This window comes from Streptomyces sindenensis, assembly GCF_014649035.1.
Taxonomy (GTDB): Bacteria; Actinomycetota; Actinomycetes; order Streptomycetales; family Streptomycetaceae; genus Streptomyces; species Streptomyces sindenensis.
This window is the reverse complement of record NZ_BMSG01000001.1, coordinates 165461-191483: the sequence shown is the minus strand read 5'-3', so window position 1 is coordinate 191483 and position 26023 is coordinate 165461. Positions and strand designations below refer to the sequence as shown.

Annotated in this window: 19 protein-coding genes; 14 read left to right on the top strand and 5 right to left on the bottom strand. The window is 69.1% G+C overall.

The features are described from left to right. Positions 1 to 140: 140 nt before the first annotated feature. From IE145_RS00850 to IE145_RS00840, 3 genes are read right to left on the bottom strand one after another with little or no spacing between them, the layout of a single operon-like run. Positions 141 to 1025, bottom strand: a complete 885-nt coding sequence (locus tag IE145_RS00850; RefSeq protein WP_189517868.1) for a carbohydrate ABC transporter permease — start codon at positions 1023 to 1025, stop codon at positions 141 to 143. Continuing rightward, complete coding sequence (locus tag IE145_RS00845) at positions 1022 to 2008, bottom strand: carbohydrate ABC transporter permease (RefSeq protein WP_189517866.1); 987 nt, start codon at positions 2006 to 2008, stop codon at positions 1022 to 1024. Before IE145_RS00845 ends, IE145_RS00850 begins: the two co-directional genes overlap by 4 nt. Before the next feature lie 2 nt (positions 2009 to 2010). Beyond that, entirely contained in the window at positions 2011 to 3255 is a 1245-nt protein-coding gene (locus IE145_RS00840; RefSeq protein WP_189517864.1) for a sugar ABC transporter substrate-binding protein, read from the bottom strand. A gap of 314 nt (positions 3256 to 3569) precedes the next feature. On the opposite strand from IE145_RS00840, the gene IE145_RS00835 reads away from it, so the two are divergent. Further along, complete coding sequence (locus tag IE145_RS00835) at positions 3570 to 4583, top strand: acetylxylan esterase (RefSeq protein ID WP_189517862.1); 1014 nt, start codon at positions 3570 to 3572, stop codon at positions 4581 to 4583. Between the two features lie 143 nt (positions 4584 to 4726). Here the strand turns inward: IE145_RS00835 and IE145_RS00830 are convergent, their stop codons facing one another. Together IE145_RS00830 and IE145_RS00825 are read right to left on the bottom strand one after the other, a co-directional pair. Next, a complete protein-coding gene (locus tag IE145_RS00830; RefSeq protein WP_189517860.1) occupies positions 4727 to 5920 on the bottom strand; it encodes a PP2C family protein-serine/threonine phosphatase in 1194 nt (397 codons plus the stop codon). A 105-nt stretch (positions 5921 to 6025) separates the two neighbouring features. Beyond that, positions 6026 to 7096 carry a LacI family DNA-binding transcriptional regulator gene (locus IE145_RS00825; RefSeq protein ID WP_189517858.1) on the bottom strand — a complete coding sequence of 357 codons (1071 nt, stop codon included), beginning with the start codon at positions 7094 to 7096 and terminating at the stop codon, positions 6026 to 6028. 457 nt (positions 7097 to 7553) lie between these two features. On the opposite strand from IE145_RS00825, the gene IE145_RS00820 reads away from it, so the two are divergent. From IE145_RS00820 to IE145_RS00760, 13 genes are all read left to right on the top strand, one after another. Continuing rightward, on the top strand, positions 7554 to 10028 hold the full coding sequence (locus IE145_RS00820) for an ABC transporter family substrate-binding protein (protein ID WP_189517856.1): 2475 nt from the start codon (positions 7554 to 7556) through the stop codon (positions 10026 to 10028). A 368-nt stretch (positions 10029 to 10396) separates the two neighbouring features. Then, a complete protein-coding gene (gene typA, locus IE145_RS00815) occupies positions 10397 to 12271 on the top strand; it encodes a translational GTPase TypA (protein WP_006127336.1) in 1875 nt (624 codons plus the stop codon). Between the two features lie 580 nt (positions 12272 to 12851). Further along, positions 12852 to 14471: a peptide ABC transporter substrate-binding protein gene (locus IE145_RS00810; RefSeq protein WP_189517854.1), complete on the top strand. Its 1620-nt coding sequence runs from the start codon at positions 12852 to 12854 to the stop codon at positions 14469 to 14471. 128 nt (positions 14472 to 14599) lie between these two features. After that, positions 14600 to 15529 (top strand): ABC transporter permease, encoded by a 930-nt coding sequence (locus IE145_RS00805; protein WP_189517852.1) that lies wholly within the window; start codon positions 14600 to 14602, stop codon positions 15527 to 15529. Beyond that, positions 15522 to 16478, top strand: coding sequence for an ABC transporter permease (locus IE145_RS00800; protein WP_189517850.1), 957 nt, complete (start codon positions 15522 to 15524; stop codon positions 16476 to 16478). Before IE145_RS00805 ends, IE145_RS00800 begins: the two co-directional genes overlap by 8 nt. 11 nt (positions 16479 to 16489) lie before the next feature. Beyond that, complete coding sequence (locus IE145_RS00795; protein WP_189517848.1) at positions 16490 to 17548, top strand: ABC transporter ATP-binding protein; 1059 nt, start codon at positions 16490 to 16492, stop codon at positions 17546 to 17548. Then, the gene (locus IE145_RS00790) at positions 17541 to 18689 is read left to right on the top strand and encodes an ABC transporter ATP-binding protein (protein WP_189517846.1); all 1149 of its coding nucleotides are present in this window, start codon (positions 17541 to 17543) and stop codon (positions 18687 to 18689) included. Before IE145_RS00795 ends, IE145_RS00790 begins: the two co-directional genes overlap by 8 nt. 163 nt (positions 18690 to 18852) lie before the next feature. Next, on the top strand, positions 18853 to 20490 hold the full coding sequence (locus tag IE145_RS00785) for a peptide ABC transporter substrate-binding protein (protein ID WP_189517844.1): 1638 nt from the start codon (positions 18853 to 18855) through the stop codon (positions 20488 to 20490). 104 nt (positions 20491 to 20594) lie between these two features. After that, entirely contained in the window at positions 20595 to 21518 is a 924-nt protein-coding gene (locus tag IE145_RS00780; RefSeq protein ID WP_189517842.1) for an ABC transporter permease, read from the top strand. After that, positions 21511 to 22488 carry an ABC transporter permease gene (locus IE145_RS00775; RefSeq protein ID WP_189517840.1) on the top strand — a complete coding sequence of 326 codons (978 nt, stop codon included), beginning with the start codon at positions 21511 to 21513 and terminating at the stop codon, positions 22486 to 22488. Before IE145_RS00780 ends, IE145_RS00775 begins: the two co-directional genes overlap by 8 nt. Positions 22489 to 22501: 13 nt before the next feature. After that, entirely contained in the window at positions 22502 to 23479 is a 978-nt protein-coding gene (locus IE145_RS00770; RefSeq protein ID WP_189517838.1) for an ABC transporter ATP-binding protein, read from the top strand. Then, the gene (locus tag IE145_RS00765; protein WP_189517836.1) at positions 23469 to 24728 is read left to right on the top strand and encodes an ABC transporter ATP-binding protein; all 1260 of its coding nucleotides are present in this window, start codon (positions 23469 to 23471) and stop codon (positions 24726 to 24728) included. The genes IE145_RS00770 and IE145_RS00765 overlap by 11 nt, the downstream gene beginning before the upstream one ends. Before the next feature lie 252 nt (positions 24729 to 24980). After that, entirely contained in the window at positions 24981 to 26000 is a 1020-nt protein-coding gene (locus IE145_RS00760) for a hypothetical protein (RefSeq protein ID WP_189518557.1), read from the top strand. Positions 26001 to 26023: the final 23 nt, after the last annotated feature.

Below are 26023 nucleotides of genomic sequence, written 5' to 3'. Positions count from 1 at the left end.
TGGTGGTGGTGTGGGGTGTGGCCGCGCGGGCGTTCAGGGGTGGAGCGCGGCCTCTCGTACGGGAAGTGCTCCGGCTGTACGGGATGTGCTCCGGCGCACGTGGGGTGCTTCGGCGCACGTGGAGTGCTGTGGCGGGGGCGCTACTTCATGCCCGCCGTGGCGATGCCCTGGGTGAAGTGCCGTTGCAGCGCGATGAAGACGACCAGCACCGGCAGCACGATCAGGAAGGCCCCGGCCATCAGCATCCCGTTGGAGCCGCCCGCCTTGTTGGGGTCGGTGGCGAAGGTCGCCAGGGCCACGGGGAGGGTGTACTTGTCGGGGTCGTTGGTCGCGATCAGCGGCCAGACGAAGTTGTTCCAGGAACCCAGGAACGTGAAGATCGACAGGGTCGCCAGGGCGGGCTTCACCAGCGGCATCACGATCCGCCAGAAGATGTACCACTCGCTCGCGCCGTCCATCCGGGCCGCCTCCAGCAGCTCGTCCGGGATCGACTGCATGAACTGGCGCATCAGGAAGACCCCGAAGGCCCCGGCGGCGAACGGCAGCACCAGACCCGCGTAACTGTCGATCAGTCGCAACTTGCTCATCAGCACGAACAGCGGCAGCAGCATCAGATTGCCGGGCACCATGAGCGCGCCGAGCACCAGGCCGAAGATCTTGTTGCGGCCGACGAAGTTCAGCTTCGCCAGGGCGTAGCCGAGCATCGAGCAGAAGACCAGGTTGGAGACGGTCACCAGGACCGCCACGATCACCGAGTTCATGAAGTACAGCGGCAGGTCCAGCTTGTCGAGCAGCTGCCGGAAGTTGGTCAGCGTCCACTCGGTGGGGATCCACACCGGCGGGCTGGCCGACAGCTCGCTCTGGGTCTTGAAGGCGGAGATCCCCATCCAGAGGAAGGGCGCCGACATGACCAGCAGGCCGAGCGAGAGCAGGACGTGGACCAGGGGCCGGGTGATGCTCCGGGTGCCGGGGGACCGCTTGTCCAGCGCCTCGGCCGGGGCGTTGGGGCTGCTGGTGGCGCTCATTTCGTGTTGTCCTTCAGCAGTCGGAGCTGGAGCACCGTGATGCCCATGATCACCACGAACAGGACGTACGCCATCGCGCTCGCGTAGCCCATGTGGAAGAAGTTGAACCCTTCGCGGTACATGTTCAGCGAGACCGTGAGGGTCGAGTCGGACGGTCCGCCCTGGGTCATCACGAACGGCTCCTCGAACACGTTGAGGTAGCCGATCGTCGTGATCACCGTGGCGTAGAGGACCGTCGGGCGCAGCAGCGGGATCGTGATGGACCGGAACTCGTGCCAGACGCTCGCACCGTCCAGCTTCGCCGCCTCCCGCACCTCCGTGGGTATCGCCTGGAGGCCCGCGATGAACAGCACCATCACCGTGCCGACGTTCCGCCAGACGGCCATGACGATCAGCGACGGCATCGCCAGCGTCTCGGAGCCGAGGAAGTCCGGTGCGGTCCAGCCCACTTCGGAGAAGAGGCCCGCGATCAGCCCGTCGCTCGGGTCGAGCACGAACCGCCAGACCACGGCCACCGCGACGATCGTGGTGACCACGGGGGCGTAGAAGCCGACCCGGAAGAAGGTCCGCGCCCGGTCGATCCCGTTGTTCAGCAGGACGGCGACGACCAGTCCGAGCCCGATCGTCAGCGGTACGCCCACGATCACGAAGTAACCCGTGTTGAAAAGGGACTTGAGGAACTTCTCGTCACCGAAGAGCTCGACGTAGTTGTCGAGTCCGATGAACTCCGCCTCCCACGGGCGCGTCACATTGCGCAGCCCGAAGTCGGTGAAGCTCATCGCCAGCGTGGCGAGGATGGGGAACGCCATGAAGACGGCGAACAGGACGAGGAACGGAGTGGAGAACAGCCAGCCCGCCGCGTTCTGCATGCCCAGCGTCCGCTTGCGGCGGCCGCCGCCCGGGGCGGGGGCGGGGGACGGGCCCGCCGCCCCCGCCTTCGCGGGCCCTGCGGCCTTCTCGGTCGTGGTGGTCGAGGTGCCCATGGCTACTGCTTCACGAGGTCTTCGATCTCGGACTGCGCCGTCTTCAGCGCGTCCTCGGCGGAAGCCTTGCCCTGCGTCACCTTGGCGATGGCCTGGTCCACCTTGTCGGTGATCTCGGTCCAGTTGGCCAGGGAGGGCGAGGACTTGGCGGTGTCCATCTGCTTCTTGAAGATCTGGAGGTCGGCGTCGTCGGCGAGCACGCCGGACTCCCATGCGGAGGTGTTGGCGGGCAGGTCCTTCGTCCGCTCGTACCAGTCGGCCTGCCCCTTCGTGTCGGTCAGGTACTGGATGAACTCGGTGGCCGCCGCCTTGTGTTCGCTGTCCTTCGAGACGACGAGCGAGGAGCCGCCGGCCATGGAGGTGGAGGAGGCGTCGGCCGGGACGTTCGCGATGGCCCACTTGCCCTTGATCTGCGGCTGGCCCTCGTTGAGCAGCGTCACGTGCCAGGGGCCGCCGAAGAACATCGGGACCCGGCCGTTGCCGAAGTCCTTCACCACGTCGTAGCCGGGCTGGACGGACTTGTTGGAGAGCCCCTTGTCGAAGTAACTGCCGTATTCCTTGAGCGCCTTGACCGCCTGCGGGCTGTCGATGACCGCCTCGCCCCGGTCGTTGACGATCTCGCCGCCCGCCGAGTACAGGAAGGAGTAGAAGTTCTGCACGGTGTCCATGCCGCTGGGCTGGATGGAGAGCCCCCACTTCGTACCGGCCTTCTTCTGGTACGCGCCCGCCAGGTCCTGGAGCTCCTTCCAGTTCGCCGGGGCCCTGGTCACGCCCGCCTTCTCGGCCAGGTCCGTGCGGTAGTAGAGGACGCGGGTGTCGACGTACCACGGCACTCCGTACGCAGTGCCGTCCACCTCGCCCTGCTCCCAGCCCGCCGGGAAGAAGTCCTTCTTGTCGAAGACCTCGGTGTCCACCGGCTCCAGCACGCCCAGCTCGGCGAACTCGCCCAGGTAACTGCCGCCCATCTGCGCCACGTCGGGCAGTGTGCCCGCCGCCGCGGCCGAGACGAGCTTCTGGTGGGCGACGTCCCAGCCGATCGGGGTCACCTTCACGGTGATGTTCGGGTGGGCCTTCTCGTAGACCTCGGCCACGTCCGCGAGCTTCTCGCCCTCAGCACCCATGGCCCACACGGTGAGCGTCTGCTTCTCGCCGGCCGCGACGTCGCCGCCGGAGGAGCCGCAGGCGGAGAGGGTCACGGCGAGGGCGAGCGCTATGCCGGCGGGAGCGGTTCTGGCGATGCGGGACATGGGAGGGCTCCTCCTTGAGCATTCCGGATGCTGCGCTGTGCGCTATGTATGCGCTGCCTGTAAGCGCATACATCACTCTGCGCCAGCCGCTCGCGAATCCGCAAGAGGGTGCTGGGTCACACTCGTGCAACGTGCCCGGCATCCCGGCGTCCTGTCGCCCGGCATCCTGGCGCCTTGGCGTCCGGCCTCTCGGCGCCCTGTTGTTGAACCGTAAACGTGCTGTTTGTGGAACAACAGGCGATGTGACCGGTTCGTCGCTCCGGGCCTGCGGCCCTGCGGCCTGCGCCTGCGTGGTCGGCGTCTACTCTCGCGGCATGGCCTCACCCGTCGCGTTCTCCCACGACTTCCCGTTCGACCCGGCCTACGGGTACGACGCGCCGGACGCGCTGCTGGAGATCCCCGCCCCGCCCGCCCCCGACGACTTCGACGCGTTCTGGCGCGGCCGGTACGCGCGAGCCCGTGCGGTGGAGCCGCGACCGGTCCTCGGTCCGGTGGAGGAGGAGCGCGACGGCGTCCGCGTGCACGGCGTCGCCTTCACCTCCGTGGGCGGCGTCCGGCTCGGCGGCTGGCTCGCCCTTCCCGCCGAGGGCCCTGTGCGGTACGGATTCGTCGTCGGGCACGGGTACGGCGGCCGCCGGGACGCCGGCCGGGACCTGCCGGCGCCGCTGCCCGGGGCCGCGACAATCCTGCCGTGCGTACGGGGCATGGGGGAGCGGAGCCGGGTCGACCCCATCCCGGACGTGGCCGACGCGCATGTCCTGCACGGCATCGGCTCCCGCGACTCGTACGTCATCGGGGACTGCGTGGCCGACCTGTGGTGCGCGGCCTCCGCGCTCGCGGCGCTGGTGCCGGAGCTGGCCTCGGCGGGCCTGCCGGGCGGGCCCCGCCTCGGCTATGTCGGCGAGAGCTTCGGCGGCGGACTCGGGGCCCTCGCGCTGCCCTGGGACGACCGCTTCGGCGCGGCCCAGCTCACCGTGCCCACCTTCGGCAACCACCCGCTGCGGCTGACCCTGCCCTGCGCGGGCAGCGGCGAGGCGGTCCGGGCGCACCACCGCGAGCACCCCGAAGTCACGGACGTTCTGCGCTACTTCGACGCGGCGACGGCGGCGACCCGGCTGACGCTGCCCACGCTGGTCGCGGCCGCGCTGTTCGACCCGTCGGTGCCGCCGCCGGGGCAGTTCGCCGTACACAACGCGCTGGCCGGTGAGCGCGAGCTCCAGGTGCTGACGGCGGGGCACTTCGCGTACCGGGGGATGGCGGCCGAGGCGGCGGAGCTGGACGCGCGGCGGACGCGGTTCTTCGGGGAGCGGCTGGCCCCGGTCGCCTGAGGGGCCGGGGCCGGGACACGGTGCCTGCGGGGCCGGGGGCTGGGGCGTGGTGCCTGAGGGCCGGGGGCTGGGACACGCTGCCTGCGGGGCCGGGGCCCGGGACAGGGTCGCCTGAGGGGTCCGGCCGCCGCCCCGGCCCGGGTTCAGGCGTCCGGTGCGCCGGGCTCGCTCCGGGGGCCGCGCCAGTCCAGACACAGGACGGTGGCGTCGTCCTTGGGCGGGCGGCCGCCGTAGGCCTCGGCGACCGCGGTGACGATCGTGCGGACGACCTCGCGCGGGTGCTCGGCGGCGGTCCGCAGCAGCGTCTCGGGCAGGTCGACCGACGCCGACTCACGCTCCTGCACGCCGTCGGTGTACAGCAGGAGACGGTCACCGGGGCGCAGGTCCAGGTCCTGGATCTCGTACGGCCCCTGAGGCGGAAAGCCGAAGGGCATGTCGACCCGCGGGGCGATCACCTCGACCGAGCCGTCGCGCAGCCGGAGCGGCGCGGGGTGGCCGGCGTTGACGAACTGGGCACGGCCCCCGTCCAGGGCGATGCGCAGCAACTGCCCCGTGGCGAAGGTGGCGTTTCCGTGGTCAAGCAGTGCCTGATGCATCTGGCGGGCCTGTTCGGCGAGTTCCGCCCCGGAGCGACGGGCGCCGCGCGAGGCGTTCACCACGAGGGTGGCGATCAGCGAAGCGTTGACGTCGTGCCCCATGGCGTCGGTGACCGACAGGTGAAGGTCGCTGTGGTCGAGGCTGTAGTCGTAGGTGTCCCCGGCGATGTCGGAGGCCGGAACCAGCGCTCCGGCGAGGGCGAACTCGGCCGCGTCGCAGGACGGCGCGGAGGGCAGGAGCTGGCGCTGGATCTCCGCCGCCAGGCTGACCGGCGTGGTGCGGTTGCCCCAGTGGTAGAGGTCGGTGAAGCGGCGGTCGGTGACGATGATGTACGCGAGCGCGTGCGCGGCGTCCTCGACCTGAGCCAGCACCTCCTCGGTGACGGCGTCGAGGAACAGTTCCAGTACGCCGATGGCGTCACCGCGGTTGGTCACCGGGGCGAGGACCCGCTGGCCCTGCCCGTCCTCTTCCACCTGCACCAGCTTCTGGGAACGCAGCACCTTGTCGTAGATGCCGCTGCCCGCCAGCGGAACCCTCTCGGTCCGGCCCTCGCGGGAGGCGCCGTCCATGTCGTTGACCCGCAGCAGACGGCTGCCGACCAGGTCCACGAAAAGGAACGACACGTACCGCGCGCCGAACCGGGCGCGCAGATCACGCGCCACCACATCGAGCGAATGCACCGGCGCGGAATCCCGCGCGGCCGTCAGCACCGCGCCCAGTCCCGTTCTGTCGCTCACCACAGCCTCCTCGGGTAGGAGGTGCTTGTGCCCTCCCAGACCCGAATCAGCACCCGGGGTGAGATACGCGGCTTATATGTGCGGACAAAAGCACCCGGAACGCCCGGGTCAGCCGCAGCCGCAGCTCGCCCGGCGGGTCACCGAGACGGGCAGTTCCAGGGAGACGGGGGCGCGGCCCGGGTCGGCCAGGCGCTGGACCAGGAGCTCCACCGCCTCCTCGCCCAGCCGGCGGATCGGCTGACGGACGGTCGTCAGGGGCGGGCGCACGATCCGGCTCAGCGGGATGCCGTCGAACCCGGTCACGGCGATGTCCTCCGGCACCCGCACTCCGCGCCGCTCCAGCGCCTGGAGCGCCCCGACCGCCATCTGGTCGTTGGCGAACAGCATCGCCTCCGGCCGCTCCACCCCCGTACCCTCCGACCGGTCCAGCAGGGCGTCCGCCGCCAGCGCGCCCTCGGCCTGCGTCATCATCCCGGCGCACACCTCCGGCCGGGTGGGCACCGGAAGGCCCGCGTCCCGGCACGCCTCCCGGAAGCCCCGGAACCGGGCCTGGGCGTCCGGCGACTCCTCCTCGGCTCCGACGAACGCCAGGCGGCGCAGCCCGTGGTCCTCGATCAGATGGCGGGTCAGCTCGCGCTCGCCTTCGGTGTTGGCCACCACGATGTGGTCCAGGTGGTCGATCTCGCGGGGCCCGGCGAGCATCACCACCGGCAGTCGGCGCGATATCACCTCCAGGTCCGCCGTCGGCACGGTCCGCGCCAGGACGGCGAAGCCGTCGACCCGCCCGGCGACCTTCGCCACCAGGCTCTCGGGGCCGCCGTCCAGCGAGGCCGCGATCAGCAGGGCGTAGCCGTGCCGCCGGGCCGCCCGCTCCATGCCCCGGATGATCTGGTCGGAGTAGAGCATCACGGCCTGGTCGTCGTCCGCCTCGCTCGCCGCCGCCGCGGACTCGGCGTCCGGGTCCGCGTAGTCGGGGAAGCACAGCCCGAGCACGCCCGTCGTCCGGCTGGCCAGCCCCCGGGCGCTGCCGCTCGGTACGTACCCCAGCTCGCGGGCCGCCTCCATGACCTTCTCGCGGGTCTGGGCGCGTACGGAATCGGGGTTCCGGTAGACCCGGGAGACCGTGGCAATGGAGACGCCCGCCCGCTCGGCGACGTCGTACACCGTGGGGGCGCTCACTGGACCCACCGTCCGTCCGCTTCTTCTTCCGCGGCCCCGCGTCCGGCGGTGCGGGTGCGGCTGCTGGTTCCGGCCCGGCGGGCTGCCCGCCGGACGATGCGATCACGAGACTCGTGAAAGCGCATTCACCCTAGGTCCTGGGCCGCGCGAGGGGCAAGGTCGGCCGGGTCACGCCGACTGCCCCGCCGGTGCCGCCCGAACTGCCCCTCCGGTGCCGGACGGGGCGTGCGGGCCGTGCGGTACCGGAGGGGCGGCCCGGACGGCCGTTGCGGGCGGGACGTTCCTCCGGGCGGGTGAGCTTGTGCCTCCCGGCCGTCGTGTCTGCGCCCCCTCGCGCGAGGGGGCGATTTCAGTGGACGGAAGGAATCAGTGTGATCAACTGCAAATGCCACCACATACGCACTATCCGGTCCATTCCGGTACGGGGTGGTCCGGGCCGGCCCCGGAGGTATCAGCCATGTCCCACGTCGGCGTCCCGCGCGGGACGGTTCGAAAGCGCCGATCGCTCGCGCTCCTCACGGCGGGGGTGCTCACGATCCCCGTGCTGGCGGGGTGCAGCTCCGGCGGCGAGGAGACCTCCCGGGGGGTACCCCAGGACATCGCGCCCGCCGCCCGCGAGACGGTCGCCGACGGGTCCACGGTGAACTGGGCGGTCGACGCCCTGCCCGCCACCTTCAACGCCTTCCAGGCGGACGCGGACAGCGCCACCACCCGGATCACCGGAGCCCTGCTCCCGACCCTCTTCCCGATGGACCGGACGGGGCGGCCGAAGCTCAACCCGGACTACCTGGAGTCCGCGAAGGTCATCGAGCGCGAGCCCAGGCAGGTCGTGCTCTACAAGCTCAACCAGCAGGCGGTGTGGAGCGACGGCCGGGAGATCGGGGCCCCCGACTTCGTCGCCCAGTGGCGGGCGCTCCGGGGCAAGGACTCCGCGTTCTGGACCGCCCGCAACGCCGGGTACGAGCGCATCGAGAAGATCGAGCGGGGCGCGGACGACCTCCAGGTGCGGGTCACGTTCTCCAAGCCGTACGCCGACTGGCGCGCGCTGTTCTCGCCGCTCTACCCGAAGGAGATCACCGGGTCGCCGGACGCCTTCAACGACGGCGCGCGCACCACCCTGAAGAACACCGCCGGGCCCTTCGTCCTGCGCGGCGTGAGCAAGTCCAAAGGCACCGTCACGCTGGCCCGCAACCCGCGCTGGTGGGGCGACAGGGCCAAGCTGGACACCCTCGTCTTCCGCGAGGTCGCCGCGAAGGACCGTACCCAGGCACTCGCCGACGGCACGGTGGACGTCGCCGACATCGACGCGGCCACCGCCGACCGGATCGCGCTCGCCCGCCGCGACCGGGGCAACAACGGCCAGCCCCTCAACCACGGCCCGGGCTCCGACATCACGCCCGCCCAGGCCCTGCGCTCCTGGGCGCAGGCGCACGGCTCCGACGAGGACGTGGCGGAGATCGCGCAGGCCGCCCGGGAGAAGAACCGCAAGGCCGTCGTGGCGTACGCCGCGGAACAGAAGGCCCTGCGCGACTTCGTCGTCCGCAAGTCCCTGGAGCCCGCCTACACCCAGCTCGCGCTGAACGGCGAGTCCGGCCCGCTCGCCGACGACCGGGTCCGCCGGGCCGTGGCCCGCGCCCTGGACCGCGAGGAGCTGGCCCGGACCGTGCTGGGGCCGCTGGGCCTCCCGGCGAAGCCCCTCGGCAGCCACCTCGCTCTCGCCGGGCAGCCCGGCTACCAGGACGGCAGCGGGGCGCTCGGCGAGCAGAACACCAAGGAGGCCCAGGCCCTGCTGGCGGACGCCGGCTGGACCCGGGGCGGCGCTGCCGAGCCGCCCAAGGACACCAAGGCGGGCAGCGAGGCGGAGAAGAAGGACAGCAAGGACAACAAGGAGGACAAGGGGGACGAGGAGGACAAGGACAACAGCACCAAGAAGGACGCGGAGGACGGCACGAAGAAGGGCAGCGACAAGGAAGCCGACAAGGGAACGGACAAGGAAACCGACAAGGAAACCGACAAGGGCAGCACCGACAAGGAAGCCGCCGCCGAGCGAGACAAGGCCGACCAGGCATCCGCCGACCGCGACTCGGAGGACAGCGCCGCCTCCCGCGACGAGGGCCTCTACATCGTCGGCGACGACAACAAGCCCGGCGCCCCCGCTCCCGCCACCGTGGGCAGTGCCTCCGCCGTCCACGTCCTGGCCCCCGCACGGACCGCCGGCGCCCAGGGCACCGCCCTGCTCCGTCAGGCCGGTGTCCTCGGTGAGGACGGGACCGTCGCCGCCCCGGAGAAGAAGCCCGGGGGAGCCGCCGGGGCGTACGCCCCCGTCGGCACCGCCGCCCCGGCGCCCGCCGCGGCCAAGGGGCAGCTCGGCAAGGACGGCAAGACGCTGACCCTGCGGTTCGTGCTCCCCTCCGGACCCGGCTCCCAGTCGCTGCGCAGCGTCGGCGACAAGATCGCCGTGATGCTGGAGAAGATCGGCATCGGCACGGAGATCACCAAGGTCCCCGACGAGAGCTACTTCAAGGACCACATCGCCTCCGGCGCGTACGATCTGGCGCTCTACTCCTGGCCCGCCACCGCCTACCCGGCCACCGACGGACGCCCGATCTACGCCAAGCCGGAGCCCGCCACCGACGGATCGCTCCTCGTGGAGCAGAACTACACCCGGGTCGGCACCGACCACATCGACCAGCTCTTCGACAAGGCCGCCGCCGAGCTGGACGAGAAGGCCGCCCGGGAGCTGATGAAGCAGGCGGACGCCCGGATCTGGGCCGCCGCCGGATCGATCCCGCTCTTCCAGCGACCCCAGCTCGTCGCGGTCGACAAGAAGCTCGCCAACGTCGGGGCGTTCGGCTTCGCCGCCCCCCGGTACCAGGACATCGGGTTCAAGAACCGGCAAGCAGCAGGTTCCCCCGCAGACCGCAAGAAGTAGCGGGTTACTACCACACCCTCCCGCCGCCAAGCTCAGATGCACCTCAAAACCCTTGCCCGCCGGTTCGCCCGGCGGGCAGTGTGGTTTCTGCCCTGACCCGGGCCGTTCGTCGCTTCATCTCTCCTCACCCCCCCACCTGGCTACGCCCGCATTCCGGCCACATCGATGGCCCGCCAGTTCCTTGACACCGGCTGAATATCGCCTGAATCACACGGGAAGACCGCCTTCGCGGATCGGCCCGGGAGGCCCGGCGCGCCCGAGGCCCGTACGATGGGACGAGCCGTGGCGTGCCGCCCGGCGGGCGTACGAGGACTCGAAGACCGACTGAGACGCCTGATCCCACGATCCGAGAGAAGCGCAAGCCACCCATGCCCACGCGCCACGACATCCGTAACGTAGCCATCGTCGCCCACGTCGACCACGGCAAGACCACGCTGGTCGACGCCATGCTCAAGCAGGCCGGCTCCTTCGCCGCGCACGCTGCCGAGTCGCTCGACGACCGCATGATGGACTCGAACGACCTGGAGCGTGAGAAGGGCATCACGATCCTCGCCAAGAACACGGCGGTGAAGTATCACCCCAAGGACGGCGGGGACCCGATCACGATCAACATCATCGACACCCCCGGTCACGCCGACTTCGGTGGCGAGGTCGAGCGTGGTCTGTCGATGGTGGACGCCGTCGTGCTGCTCGTCGACGCCTCCGAGGGCCCGCTGCCCCAGACCCGCTTCGTGCTGCGCAAGGCGCTGGCCGCGCGGATGCCGGTCATCCTCTGCATCAACAAGACGGACCGCCCCGACTCCCGGATCGCCGAGGTCGTCGACGAGACGTACGACCTGTTCCTGGACCTGGACGCGGACGAGGACCAGATCGAGTTCCCGATCGTCTACGCCTGTGCCCGTGACGGCGTCGCCTCGCTGACCAAGCCCGAGGACGGCACCGTCCCGCAGGACAGCGACAGCCTGGAGCCGTTCTTCAACACGATCCTGGCGCACGTCCCGGCCCCCGAGTTCGACGAGGCCGCCCCGCTCCAGGCCCACGTCACCAACCTGGACGCCGACAACTTCCTCGGCCGTATCGCGCTCTGCCGCGTCGAGCAGGGCGAGCTGCGCAAGGGCCAGAGCGTCACCTGGATCAAGCGTGACGGCACCATGTCCAATGTCCGCATCACCGAGCTGCTGATGACCGAGGCGCTCACCCGCAAGCCCGCCGAGGTGGCGGGCCCCGGTGACATCTGCGCCATCGCCGGTATCCCGGACATCATGATCGGCGAGACCCTGGCCGACCCCGAGAACCCGATCGCGCTGCCGCTGATCACGGTCGACGAGCCCGCCATCTCGATGACCATCGGCACCAACACCTCGCCGCTCGTCGGCAAGGGCGGCAAGGGCCACAAGGTCACCGCCCGTCAGGTGAAGGACCGCCTCGACCGCGAGCTCATCGGTAACGTCTCGCTCCGCGTCCTGGACACCGAGCGCCCCGACGCCTGGGAGGTCCAGGGCCGTGGTGAGCTGGCGCTCGCCATCCTGGTCGAGCAGATGCGCCGCGAGGGCTTCGAGCTGACCGTCGGCAAGCCCGAGGTCGTCACCAAGCAGGTCGACGGCAAGACGTACGAGCCGATCGAGCGCATGACGATCGACTCCCCCGAGGAGCACCTCGGCGCCATCACCCAGCTCATGGCGACCCGCAAGGGCCGTATGGAGACCATGACGAACCACGGCTCCGGCTGGGTGCGCATGGAGTGGATCGTTCCGTCCCGCGGCCTGATCGGCTTCCGTACGGAGTTCCTGACCCAGACCCGCGGCACCGGTATCGCGCACTCCATCTTCGAGGGCCACGAGCCGTGGTTCGGCGAGCTGCGCACCCGTCACAACGGTTCGCTGGTCGCCGACCGCGCGGGTTCGGTCACCCCGTTCGCGATGGTCAACCTCCAGGAGCGCGGTGTCATCTTCACCGAGGCCGGCACCGAGGTCTACGAGGGCATGATCATCGGCGAGAACTCCCGCGCCGACGACATGGACGTGAACATCACCAAGGAGAAGAAGCTCACCAACATGCGTGCGGCATCCGCGGACACCACGGAGAACGTGGTCCCGGCCCGCAAGCTGTCGCTGGAGCAGTCCTTGGAGTTCTGCCGCGAGGACGAGTGCATCGAGGTGACCCCGGAGACCGTGCGGATCCGCAAGGTCGTCCTGGACCAGCGCGAGCGCAGCCGCGCCGCCTCGCGCGCCAAGCACGGCTGACCTGGCCCGCCAAGTACGGCCGACGCAGGGCGAGTAGCCGTCCCTGAGCCCTTCCTGGGCCTCCTCCGAGCCCTTCCCGGGGTGCCCTTGAGCCCTTCCGGGGGTCCGGGGGAGGCCGGAGGCGTACGCTCCGTATGCGAAGGCCCGGCCGGGGGCGGTTCACCCCTCGGACGGACCGTCAGCACAGGCATTGACAGAAGGCCCGGCCCACCACGGACACTGTGGTGGGCCGGGCCTTCGTCAATCTCTTTTCCTGACCGTGGTGTCCGGATATCGGGGGTCGCTCTCCGGAACATGTGTTAACAGTCCGTTTCGGGCGTGTCTGTCTGGGATCGCTTTGTCCGGATTTCGGGCACACGGAAGGGTCTGATGTTGTCAAACCGAGACCCTTTAAGTGTGGTTTACAGCCCGGTCGTACTCAATAGTTGGCTGCATTGAGCTCGGGTCAATGGGTCACGCACTGTGGGGAGTGCCGACTCACGAGCACACTCGGGGCACTGAACGATCACCGTCAGGGGTGTCGGTGAATCTCTCCAGTGCCCTTCTTGTAGTCAAAAGTGGACTCATGAGGAGGAAACCCATGCGCGGTGCCAAGAGCGCCAAGTGGGTCGCGGGAGCGGCCGTCATCGCCCTGGCCGCGACTGCCTGTGGCGGAAGCGACAGCAGCGACGAAGGCAAGAAGAACACGTCGGGTCAGCCCGCCGGTTACGTCTCGATCGACGTCGGCGAGCCCCAGAAGCCTCTGATGCCGGCCGACACGAACGAGAGCAACGGCTCCTACGTCATCCAGTCGCTGTTCACCCAGCTGCTGGACTTCGACGACAAGGGCGAGATCGTTCTCACGAACGCCGAGTCCGTCGAGACCGAGGACTCCAAGACGTGGACCGTCAAGCTCAAGGCCGGCTGGAAGTTCCACAACGGTGAGGCCGTGACCGCGCAGTCGTACATCGACGCGTGGAACTGGTACGCCAACGTCGAGAACAAGCAGCAGAACGCGTTCTGGTTCTCCGACATCAAGGGCTACGAGGACGTCCACCCCGAGAAGGGTGCGCCCAAGTCCAAGGAGATGTCCGGTCTGAAGGCCGTGGACGACACCACGTTCACGATCGAGCTGACCGACAAGGTCCCGTACTTCAACTACAAGCTCGGTTACGCGACGTTCGCGCCGCTGCCGAAGGTCTTCTACGACGACCCGAAGGCGTTCGGCCAGAAGCCGATCGGCAACGGCCCGTACACGTTCGAGAAGTGGACCCACAAGAAGCTCATCCAGGTCAAGGCCTGGCCCGAGTACCAGGGCCCGAACAAGGCTGCCAACAAGGGCATCCAGTTCAAGAACTACTCGACCGTCGAGGCCGCGTACACCGACCTCGTCTCCGGCAACCTGGACATGATCCGCCAGGTCGGCCCGCGTGACCTGCCGAAGTACAAGACGGACCTCGGTGACGGCGCCATCGACCAGCCGTACGCGGCGATCCAGACCCTGGTCCCGGCGTTCTACTCCAAGACGTTCAAGGACATCGACCCCAAGGTCCTCCAGGGTCTGTCCATGGCGATCGACCGTGACACCATCACGAAGACCGTCCTGAACGGCACGCGCATCCCGGCGACGAGCTTCACGCCTCCGCAGGTCAAGGGCAACCAGACCCTCGACTCGGACATCCTGAAGTACAACCCGGCCAAGGCCAAGGAGCTCATCAAGGCCGGCGGCGGTGTCCCGGAGAACAAGTTCACCATCCAGTACAACGCCGACGGTGGGCACAAGGAGTGGGTGACCGCTGTCTGCGAGTCCATCCGCAACGCCACCGGGGTCGACTGCGTGGGCGACGCCAAGCCGGACTTCCCGACCGACCTCGAAGCGCGTGACAACAACGAGGTCAAGGGCTTCTACCGCGGTGGCTGGGTGGCCGACTACCCCGTCAACGTGAACTTCCTCAAGGAGCTCTACCACTCCAAGGCGGAGTCGAACAACGGTCGTTTCAACGACAAGGAGATCGACGAGCTGATGGCGAAGGGCGACAAGGCCGACTCCCTGGAGGAGTCCGTCGCCGCCTACCAGGAGGTCGAGAAGGCCCTGGTGGAGAAGATGCCCGCCATCCCGCTCTGGTACTACGCCATCAACGGCGGCCACGGCAAGAACGTCGAGAACGTCAAGGTCGACTTCCACGGTGACCTCGAACTGACCGGCGTCACTGTCAAGTAACGCCTGCGGGTCATTCCCCAACTGGCCGTCATCCGGCCGCGCTGGCACTCAGCTCGGCCGGAGGCGCGGGGGTCGTCTCTGCGAAGAGACGGCCCCCGCGCCGCAGTTATCCCCACACGGAGGCACCCATGGGGCGCTATGTCGCACGACGACTGCTCCAGATGATCCCGGTCTTCATCGGGTCGACCCTCTTGGTCTTCCTGATGATGTACGCACTGCCCGGCGACCCCGTCAGAGCTCTTGCCGGTGAACAGCACGTAGATGCTTCGCAGATCGCGGCACTGAAGGCCGAGTACGGTCTCGACCAGCCGATCTGGCAGCAGTATCTGAACTACCTGGGCAACCTGTTCCAGGGCGACTTCGGGACCCAGATCGGAACGCAGCGTCCGGTCGCCGAAGTCATCGCCGACGCCTACCCGATCACCGTCAGACTGGCGATCTTCGCCTTCGTCTTCACGGTCGTCGCCGGTATCTCGCTCGGCATCATCGCCGGTCTGAAGGCGGATTCGCTCCGGGACCGGGGTCTGCTCGGTCTGACGCTGGTGCTGATCTCCATGCCGTCCTTCGTGCTGGGCTTCCTCGTCCAGTACTTCTTCGCGTTCCAGCTCGGCATCGCCAAGCCCAACGTGAGTCTCGAACCCACGAGCAGCGAGCTGATCATGCCGGCCATCGTGCTGGCGTCGCTGTCCCTCGCCTACGTGGCCCGGCTCACCCGTACCTCGGTCGCCGAGAACATCCGCGCCGACTACATCCGTACGGCTGTCGCCAAGGGGTTGCCGCGCCGCCGCATCGTCGGCATCCACCTGATGCGCAACTCGCTCATCCCGGTCGTCACCTTCCTCGGCACCGACATCGGCGCTCTGATGGGCGGCGCGATCGTGACCGAGGGCATCTTCAACATCAAGGGCGTCGGATCCCTCGTCTTCGAGGCCCTGTCCAAGCGTGAAGGTGCCACGGTCGTCGGGATCGTGACGCTGCTCGTCATCGTCTACCTCGTCTGCAGCCTGCTCGTCGACCTGCTCTACGCGGTCCTGGACCCGAGGATCCGGTATGCCTGACACCACCGCACTCACCAAGAGCACCGACGCTTCGGCCGCCGCAGCTCAGACACCGACCACGACGGACTCCGGGCCCACGCCCGGCAAGCCGCGCAGTCTCTGGTCCGACGCCTGGCACGACCTGCGCCGCAACCCGCTCTTCCTCGTCTCGATGGTGCTGATCCTGCTGCTCGCCGTCATGGCGATCTTCCCGGGCCTGTTCACCAGCGCCTCGCCGCGGGACGCCAACCTGGCCGAGCACTACCTCCAGAGGCCGAACTGGGGACACTTCTTCGCCCCCGACTGGCTCGGTTACGACGTCCAGGGCCGTTCCATCTACGCGCGTCTGATCTACGGAGCCCGCGCGTCCATCATGGTCGGCGTGATCGTGACCATCGCGGTCACCATCACCGGTCTGGTGATCGGCATGCTCGCCGGATACTTCGGCGGCTGGATCGACACGATCCTGTCCCGTGTCACCGATGTCTTCTTCGGCGTTCCCTTCATCGTCGGCGCCATGGTCATCCTGACCACCTTCGAGGAGCGCTCCGTCTGGGTCGTCATCCTCTCCCTGTCCTTCCTCGGCTGGACGTCCATCGCCCGTGTCGCCCGAGGCTCGGTCATCACGATCAAGCAGTCCGACTACGTGGTCGCCGCCAAGGCGCTCGGCGCCTCCACCACCCGGATCATGACGCGGCACATCCTGCCGAACGCCATCGCTCCGGTGATCGTGGTCGCCACCATCGCGCTCGGCGGTTACATCGCCGCCGAGGCCACCCTGTCGTTCCTCGGTATCGGCCTCGCCGAGCCGACGGTCTCGTGGGGTATCGATGTGTCCGCAGCGAAGGACCAGCTCCGCAACGTTCCGACGGTCCTGATCATCCCCTCGGTGATGGTCTCGATCACGGTGCTGTCCTTCCTGATGTTCGGCGATGCGGTCCGCAACGCCCTCGACCCCAAGATGCGCTGAGGGAGGCGTTCGTGACCACCATCGACAAGACGGCTCACGTCCCCGCACCGCGGGAGTCCGTGAGTGGCGACGGTCCACTGCTCGACGTCCGCGACCTGCACGTGGAGTTCCACACCCGCGACGGTGTCGCCAAGGCGGTCAACGGTGTGAACTACACCGTCAGCGCCGGCGAGACGCTCGCCGTGCTCGGCGAGTCCGGCTCCGGCAAGTCCGTGACCGCGCAGACCATCATGGGCATCCTCGACATGCCGCCCGGGAAGATCACGCAGGGCGAGATCCTCTTCCGCGGCCAGGACATGCTGAAGATGTCCAACGAGGAGCGCCGGAAGATCCGCGGCCGCAAGATCGCGATGATCTTCCAGGACGCGCTGTCCTCGCTGAACCCGGTCCTCACCGTGGGCTACCAGCTCGGCGAGATGTTCCGGGTTCACCAGGGCCTGTCCCGCAAGGACGCCAAGGCCAAGTCCATCGAGCTGATGGACCAGGTCAAGATCCCGGCGGCGGCGGCCCGTGTCTCGGACTACCCGCACCAGTTCTCCGGCGGTATGCGCCAGCGCATCATGATCGCCATGGCGCTGGCCCTGGAGCCGGACCTGATCATCGCCGACGAGCCGACCACCGCGCTCGACGTGACGGTGCAGGCCCAGGTCATGGACCTGCTGGCCGAGCTCCAGCGCGAGTACAACATGGGTCTGATCCTGATCACCCACGACCTCGGCGTCGTCGCCGACGTCGCGGACAAGATCGCCGTGATGTACGCGGGCCGGATCGTGGAGACGGCCCCGGTCGGCGAGCTGTACAGCCGCCCGGCCCACCCCTACACCCGGGGTCTGCTCGACTCGATCCCGCGCCTGGACCAGAAGGGCCAGGAGCTCTACGCGATCAAGGGCCTGCCGCCCAACCTGACCCGTATCCCCACGGGCTGCGCCTTCAGCCCGCGCTGCCCCAAGGCACAGGACATCTGCCGCACCGACGTCCCGCCGCTCGCTCCGGTGACCGAGCAGGACGGCACGGAGCTGGCCGGCCGCGGCAGCGCGTGCCACTTCTGGAAGGAGACGATCCATGGCTGAGCTCAAGAAGGAGCAGGAGCCCGTGGACGCCACCCCGAACGTCTCCGAGGCGGAGGCCGTGGACGCCGCGACCGAGGCGGAGGCCGTAGCCGCCATCGACGCGCCCGTCAGCCAGGGCGAGCCGATTCTCCAGGTGCGCAACCTGGTCAAGCACTTCCCGCTGACCCAGGGCATCCTCTTCAAAAAGCAGATCGGCGCGGTCAAGGCCGTCGACGGGATCTCCTTCGACCTGTACGCCGGTGAGACCCTGGGCATCGTGGGCGAGTCCGGCTGTGGCAAGTCCACGGTCGCCAAGCTCCTGATGACCCTGGAGCGGGCGACGGCCGGTGAGGTCTTCTACAAGGGCCAGGACATCACCAAGCTGTCCGGGCGCGCGCTGAAGGCGGTGCGCCGCAACATCCAGATGGTGTTCCAGGACCCGTACACGTCCCTGAACCCGCGTATGACGGTCGGCGACATCATCGGGGAACCCTTCGCCATCCACCCCGAGGTGGCCCCGAAGGGCGACCGGCGCCGCCGCGTCCAGGAGCTCCTGGACGTCGTGGGTCTGAACCCGGAGTACATCAACCGGTACCCGCACCAGTTCTCCGGCGGTCAGCGCCAGCGCATCGGCATCGCGCGCGGCCTCGCGCTCAACCCGGAGATCATCATCTGCGACGAGCCGGTCTCCGCGCTCGACGTGTCGGTGCAGGCCCAGGTCATCAACCTGATGGAGAAGCTCCAGGACGAGTTCAACCTGTCCTACGTCTTCATCGCGCACGACCTGTCCATCGTCCGGCACATCTCCGACCGGGTCGGCGTGATGTACCTCGGGAAGATGGCCGAGATCGGCACGGACACGCAGATCTACGACCACCCGACGCACCCCTACACCCAGGCGCTGCTCTCCGCGGTCCCGGTCCCCGACCCGTCGGCCCGCGAGGGACGCGAGCGGATCATCCTGACCGGTGACGTCCCGTCACCGGCGAACCCGCCGTCGGGCTGCCGCTTCCGCACCCGCTGCTGGAAGGCGGAGGAGCGCTGCGCGACGGAGGAGCCCCTGCTGGCGATCCCCGAGCGCTTCGTCTCGTCGGCCACCCCGGCCGCGCACGAGTCGGCGTGCCACTTCGCCGAGGAGAAGGACGTCGTGCACGCGGCGTAACCGATCCCGCAGGTCGAACGACCGAGGCCCGGCCCCCCGAGGGGGCCGGGCCTCGGTCGTCTTCGCTGTCCTCCCGCCCGTACGGGGCAATCCCGCATGCGGTACGCAACGTTATGGGGTGATATGAGGCATTGAGCTACTCGATGACTCTAGGAGGCACTTCATGCGCGGAGCCACAAAGGTCAGGTGGGCCGCATGTGCGGTGGCCGTCGCCCTGGCAGCGACGGCCTGCGGCGGCGGTGACGGCGACGGTGGCGGCAGCGGCGGCGGCGCCGACGGCATCGTCAGCTCCTCCTGGGGAGACCCGCAGAACCCGCTGGAGCCGGCCAACACCAACGAGGTGCAGGGCGGCAAGGTCCTCGACATGGTCTTCCGCGGACTCATCCGCTACGACCCGAAGACCGGCGAGGCGAAGAACATGCTCGCCGAGTCCATCGACTCGAAGGACTCCCAGAACTTCACGATCAAGCTCAAGGACGGCTGGACGTTCTCCAACGGCGAGAAGGTCACCGCCAAGTCCTTCGTGGACGCCTGGAACTACGGCGCGGCCCTGAAGAACAACCAGAAGAACGCCTACTTCTTCCAGTACATCGAGGGCTACGACAAGGTCCACCCGGAGTCCGGGTCCGCCTCCGCCGAGACCCTGTCAGGACTGAAGGTCGTCGACGACCTGACCTTCACCGCCAAGCTCACCCAGAAGTTCTCCCTGTGGCCCGACACCCTCGGCTACTCCGCCTTCGTCCCGCTGCCCAAGGCGTTCTACGACGACCACGACGCCTGGCTCTCCAAGCCCATCGGGAACGGCCCGTACACCATCGAGTCGTACGCCAAGGGCTCCTCGATGAAGCTGCGCAAGTGGGACGACTACCCGGGCGAGGACAAGGCGAAGAACGGCGGCGTCGACCTCAAGGTCTTCACCGACAACAACACCGCCTACACCGACCTGACCGCGGGCAACCTCGACCTCGTCGACGACGTGCCCGCCTCCCAGCTCCGCAACGTCGAGGCCGACCTCGGCGACCGGTACATCAACACCCCCGCCGGCATCATCCAGACCCTGGCCTTCCCCTTCTACGAGAAGGAGTGGGACACCGACGACGCCCGCAAGGTCCGCCAGGGCCTGTCGATGGCGATCAACCGCCCGCAGATCACCGACCAGATCTTCCAGAAGACCCGCACCCCCGCCTCCGACTGGACCTCCCCGGTCCTCGGCGAGGAGGGCGGCTTCAAGGAAGGGCTCTGCGGCAAGGAGTGCACGTACAACAAGGCCGAGGCCAAGAAGCTGATCGACGAGGGCGGCGGCATCCCCGGCGGCCAGCTGAAGATCTCGTACAACGCGGACACCGGCTCCCACAAGGAATGGGTCGACGCCGTCTGCAACAGCATCAACAACGTCATGGGCAACAACAAGGCCTGCGTCGGCGGGCCCGTCGGCACCTTCGCCGACTTCCGCGCCCAGGTCTCCACCCAGAAGCTGACCAGCGCCTGGCGCGCGGGCTGGCAGATGGACTACCCGCTGATCCAGAACTTCCTCCAGCCGCTCTACTACACCAACGCCCCGTCCAACGACGGCAAGTGGAGCAACCAGCAGTTCGACGACCTCGTCGACAAGGCCAACGCCGAGAGCGACAAGGCCAAGGCGATCACCACCTTCCAGGACGCGGAGAAGATCCTCGTCACGGAGATGCCGGTCATCCCGCTCTGGTACCAGAACGGCAGTGCCGGCTACTCGGACCGGGTGGACAACGTCGCGCTGAACCCGTTCAGCGTCCCGGTCTACGAAGAGATCACCGTCAAGTGACGCGCTGAGCGACGCGGACGGCCGGGGCGCTCCGGCACACCGGCGCCCCGGCCGTCCGCGCACTCCATGCCCGGTACTGCTCGAACCGACCCCCGGAGCCCCTCATGGGACGTTATGTGATCCGGCGGCTGCTGCAGATGATCCCCGTCTTCTTCGGCACCACGCTGTTGATCTTCCTCATGGTGAACGTGATGGGCGACCCCATCGCGGGCCTCTGCGGCGACCGCCAGTGCGACCCGGCCACCGCCGCCCAGCTGCGCTCCGAGTTCGGCCTCGACAAGCCGGTCTGGCAGCAATACCTCACCTACATGGGCAACGTGTTCACCGGCGACTTCGGCACCGCGTTCAACGGGCAGAAGGTCACCGAGCTGATGGGCACCGCCTTCCCCATCACCATCCGGCTGACCATCGTCGCGGTCGTCTTCGAGGTCGTCATCGGCATCAGCCTCGGCGTCGTCACCGGTCTGCGGCGCGGCCGCCCCGTCGACACCACCGTCCTCATCCTGACGCTGATCGTCATCGCCGTCCCCACCTTCGTCACCGGCCTGCTGCTCCAGCTCCTCCTGGGCGTCAAGTGGGGCATCATCAAGCCCTCCGTCTCCGCCGACCCCACCTTCGACGAACTCCTCGTGCCCGGACTGGTCCTCGCCTCGGTCTCGCTCGCCTACGTCACCCGGCTCACCCGGACCTCGATCGCCGAGAACGCCCGCGCCGACTACGTACGCACCGCCGTCGCCAAGGGCCTGCCCCGCCGCCGGGTCGTCGTACGGCACCTGCTGCGCAACTCGCTCATCCCCGTCGTGACCTTCATCGGCACCGACGTGGGCGCGCTGATGGGCGGGGCCATCGTCACCGAGCGGATCTTCAACATCCACGGCGTCGGCTACCAGCTCTACCAGGGCATCCTGCGACAGAACTCCCAGACCGTCGTCGGCTTCGTCACGATCCTCGTCCTCGTCTTCCTGGCCGCCAACCTGATCGTCGACCTCCTGTACGCCGTACTCGACCCGAGGATCCGCTATGCCTGAGCCGCAGACGCCGGACGAAGCGATCTCCCAGGGGGGCGCCGGGGCCCCGACGGACCTCGCCATGGAGGAGGGCACCAGCCTGGAGAAGAACCCGGGCGGGCCCGACGGCACCGGACCGGCCGGAAAGCCGCGCAGCCTCTGGTCGGACGCCTGGCGCGACCTGCGGCGCAACCCGGTCTTCATCATCTCCTCGCTGGTCATCCTCTTCCTGGTGATCATCTCGATCTGGCCCTCGCTCATCGCGAGCGGCGACCCCCTCCAGGCGGACCTGGCCGACGCGCAGAAGGGCTCCGAGCCCGGCCACCCCTTCGGCTTCGACCCGCAGGGCCGCGACGTCTACACCCGCGTCGTCTACGGCACCCGCACCTCGGTGACCGTCGGCGTCTGCGCCACCCTCGGCGTCGCGCTCCTCGGCAGCGTCCTCGGCGGACTCGCGGGCTTCTTCGGCGGCTGGTGGGACGCGATCCTCTCCCGCCTCACCGACGTCTTCTTCGGCATCCCCGTCGTCCTCGGCGGCCTGGTCTTCCTCTCCGTCGTCACCAGCTCCACCGTCTGGCCCGTCGTCGGGTTCATCGTCCTGCTCGGCTGGCCGCAGATCGCCCGCATCGCCCGCGGCTCGGTCATCACCGCCAAACAGAACGACTACGTCCAGGCGGCCCGCGCGCTCGGCGCCTCCAACTCCCGCATGATGCTGCGCCACATCACCCCGAACGCCATCGCCCCGGTCATCGTCGTGGCGACCATCGCGCTCGGCACGTACATCTCGCTGGAGGCGACCCTCTCCTTCCTCGGCGTCGGCCTGAAGGACCCGGCCGTCTCCTGGGGCATCGACATCTCCGCGGCCGCCAACTACATCCGCAACGCCCCGCACATGCTGCTCTGGCCCGCCGGAGCGCTGGCGGTCACCGTGCTCGCGTTCATCATGCTCGGCGACGCGGTGCGCGACGCCCTCGACCCCAAGCTGCGCTGAGGAGCCGGTTGCCATGTTGCTCGAAGTGCGCGATCTGTACGTGGAGTTCCACACCCGCGAAGGCGTCGCCAAGGCCGTCAACGGGGTCAACTACTCGGTGGCCGAGGGCGAGACGCTCGCCGTGCTCGGCGAGTCCGGCTCCGGCAAGTCCGTCACCGCCCAGGCCGTCATGGGCATCCTCGACATGCCGCCCGGGAAGATCGCCGGCGGGGAGATCCTCTTCAAGGACCAGGACCTGCTGAAGCTCAGGCCGGACGAGCGGCGGAAGATCCGCGGCCAGGAGATGGCCATGATCTTCCAGGACGCCCTGTCCTCGCTGAACCCGGTCCTCACCGTCGGCGAACAGCTCGGCGAGATGTTCGTCGTGCACCGCGGCATGTCCCGCAAGGACGCCAAAGCCAAGGCGGTCGAACTGATGGACCGGGTCCGCATCCCCGCCGCCAAGGAACGCGTCAACCAGTACCCGCACCAGTTCTCCGGCGGTATGCGCCAGCGCATCATGATCGCCATGGCGATGGCCCTGGAACCCTCCCTGATCATCGCCGACGAGCCCACTACCGCGCTCGACGTCACCGTCCAGGCCCAGGTCATGGACCTCCTCGCGGAGCTCCAGCGCGAGCTGAACATGGGCCTCATCCTGATCACCCACGACCTCGGCGTCGTCGCCGACGTCGCCGACAAGATCGCCGTGATGTACGCGGGCCGCATCGTCGAGACCGCCCCCGTCCACGAGATCTACAAGGCCCCCGCCCACCCGTACACCAAGGGCCTCCTCCAGTCGATCCCGCGCCTGGACCAGAAGGGCCGGGAGCTGTACGCGATCAAGGGCCTGCCGCCCAACCTCACGCGCATCCCGCCCGGCTGCGCCTTCAACCCCCGCTGCCCGATGGCGAGGGGCGTGTGCCGCAGCGATGTGCCGCCGCTCTACGAGGTGGACCAGCAGCGCCGGAGCGCCTGCCACTTCTGGAAGGAGACGCTCGATGCACGCTGACCGCGACGAGAGTGCCAAGACCGGCGGTGGCGCGGCCGGCTCCACGCTGCTCTCCCAGGCCCGCGAGGACGCCGTCGCGCCGTACACGGAGGGCGACCCGATCCTCCAGGTCCGCGGCCTGGCCAAGCACTACCCGCTCACCCAGGGCATCCTCTTCAAGCGGCAGATCGGCGCGGTCCGGGCCGTCGACGGCGTCGACTTCGACCTGTACGCGGGCGAGACGCTGGGCATCGTGGGGGAGTCGGGCTGCGGCAAGTCCACCGTCGCCAAGATGCTCGTCCACCTGGAACGCCCCACCGCCGGGGCGATCCGCTACAAGGGCGAGGACATCTCCAAGCTCTCCGGCCGGGCGCTGAAGGCGGTGCGCCGCAACATCCAGATGGTGTTCCAGGACCCGTACACCTCGCTGAACCCGCGGATGACGGTCGGCGACATCATCGGGGAGCCGTACGAGATCCACCCCGAGGTCGCCCCGAAGGGCAGCCGCCGCCAGAAGGTCCAGGATCTGCTGGACGTCGTCGGACTCAACCCGGAGTACATCAACCGCTATCCGCACCAGTTCTCCGGCGGTCAGCGCCAGCGCATCGGCATCGCGCGCGGCCTCGCGCTCAACCCGGAGATCATCGTCGCCGACGAACCCGTCTCCGCGCTCGACGTCTCCGTCCAGGCCCAGGTGGTCAACCTGCTGGACCGGCTCCAGGCGGAGTTCAACCTCAGCTTCGTCTTCATCGCGCACGACCTGTCCATCGTCCGGCACATCTCCGACCGGGTCGGTGTGATGTACCTGGGCCGGATCGTGGAGATCGGCTCCGACGCGGAGATCTACGACCACCCCACCCACCCGTACACCCAGGCGCTGCTGTCCGCCGTCCCCGTACCCGACCCGACCGCCCGCGAGCACCGGGAACGGATCATCCTGCACGGTGACGTCCCCTCGCCCGCCAACATCCCCTCCGGCTGCCGCTTCCGCACCCGCTGCTGGAAGGCGCAGGAGCGGTGCGAGCTGGAGGTCCCGCTGCTGGCGGTCCCGGCGGAGTTCCGGCTCGTCGACACCCCGGCCCGGCACGACTCGGCCTGCCACTTCGCGGAGGAGAAGCACGTGGTGCCGACGGAGGCGGAGCTGGAGATCCCGGGGCCCGCGGAGGCCCCGGGGGCGGAGGAGCCGGAGGAGCCGGAGGGGCCGGAGGGCTCGGAGGGCTCGGAGGAGCCGAGGGAACAGCCGGGGTCCAGGGAGGACGAAACGTCATGAACCGGCGTCAGGACCGTTAACACGTAAGCAACTTCGCCGTCGCCGCTCCGATATACGAACGCCCCATGCTGAACAGCGTACGGCCGTGCGGGTGCCGTGGTCCGGCCGGAGCGTCGTCCTGGCGCTCCGGCCGGTCGCCCGCCGCCACCGCCCCGCCCCGCGAGCGGACTTGTTCATCCGTTCGGGGCAATGGAGTATCAGCGGGTGACACTTACACGGGGAGCGAGAATCACCGGCGCGGTTCTGTGCGCGGTGCTGGCACTGGTGGTTGTGGCCTGGATCGGGCGGGACATACGGGCCGCCGACGGACCGGGGCCGGTCTGGGAGTACTGGTCGGGCACTGCGAACCTCCGGGACGTGCTGCGGCCCACCACCACTTCCACCAGCCTCGTCCTGCTGCTGGCCTACGCCGCTGCCGCCGTGGCGGCACTCCGATCCGCCTCCGCGGCCTCGGTCCTGATCGTCACCGGGGTCGTCACCGTCGTCCTGCGGCTGCCCGGTGTCTGGACCGTCGCCGACGCCCCGGCCCCGGAGGAGCTCCGCGACCGGGCGCTGCTCACCACGTACGCCGCGCTGGTGGCCGGGCTCGCCCTGATCGTCGTGGGGGCGGCGGGCCGCCGCCCCGTGCCGCAGGGCGAGGAGCGCCCGGCGGGCCCGGGGCGGGGTGCGGGGGTGGCCGTCTTCCTGCTCCTCGGTCTTCAGGCGGTGATCTTCACCGCCTGGGAGATCCGGCAGCCGTTCGTCCTCCCGTCCGGGCTCTACCCCGAGTGGTTCATCGGCGGGGCACCCCTGAACACCCCGCTCACCGAGGGGCCGCCCGGCTGGGTCACCGTGGCGATCATCCTGATGTCCCTGGTGGCGGCCGTCGGCGCGGTCGCCGGGGCGGCCCTCGCCCGACCGCTCGGCCTGATCGCCGGCGGGTTCATCCTCGCCTCCGGCGCGCTGGGCCTGGCGCGCATCATCCACTTCGAGCTGTACGAACGGTTCACCGACCTGGACATCGAGGCGCAGCTGACCCTGCTGAGCCACGTCGGCTCGCTCCTCATCGGGCCCGTGGTGATCCTCCTGCTCGCCCGCAAGGGCGTCGAACGGACCCCCGGCGGTGCCGCGGGCCCCTGGGGCGGCCCGAACTCCTGGGACGGCGGCTGGGGCGCCCCGGCCCCCGGTCAGCCCGGACCGCAGGGCCATCAGCCGCCCCAGGCCCCCGGCTTCGGCCCTCCGCCCGGCGGCGGCTTCGGGCCTCCGCCCTCGTCCCCGCCGCCCCGCTGGTGATCCGGGGGCGGACGGGGAGCGGC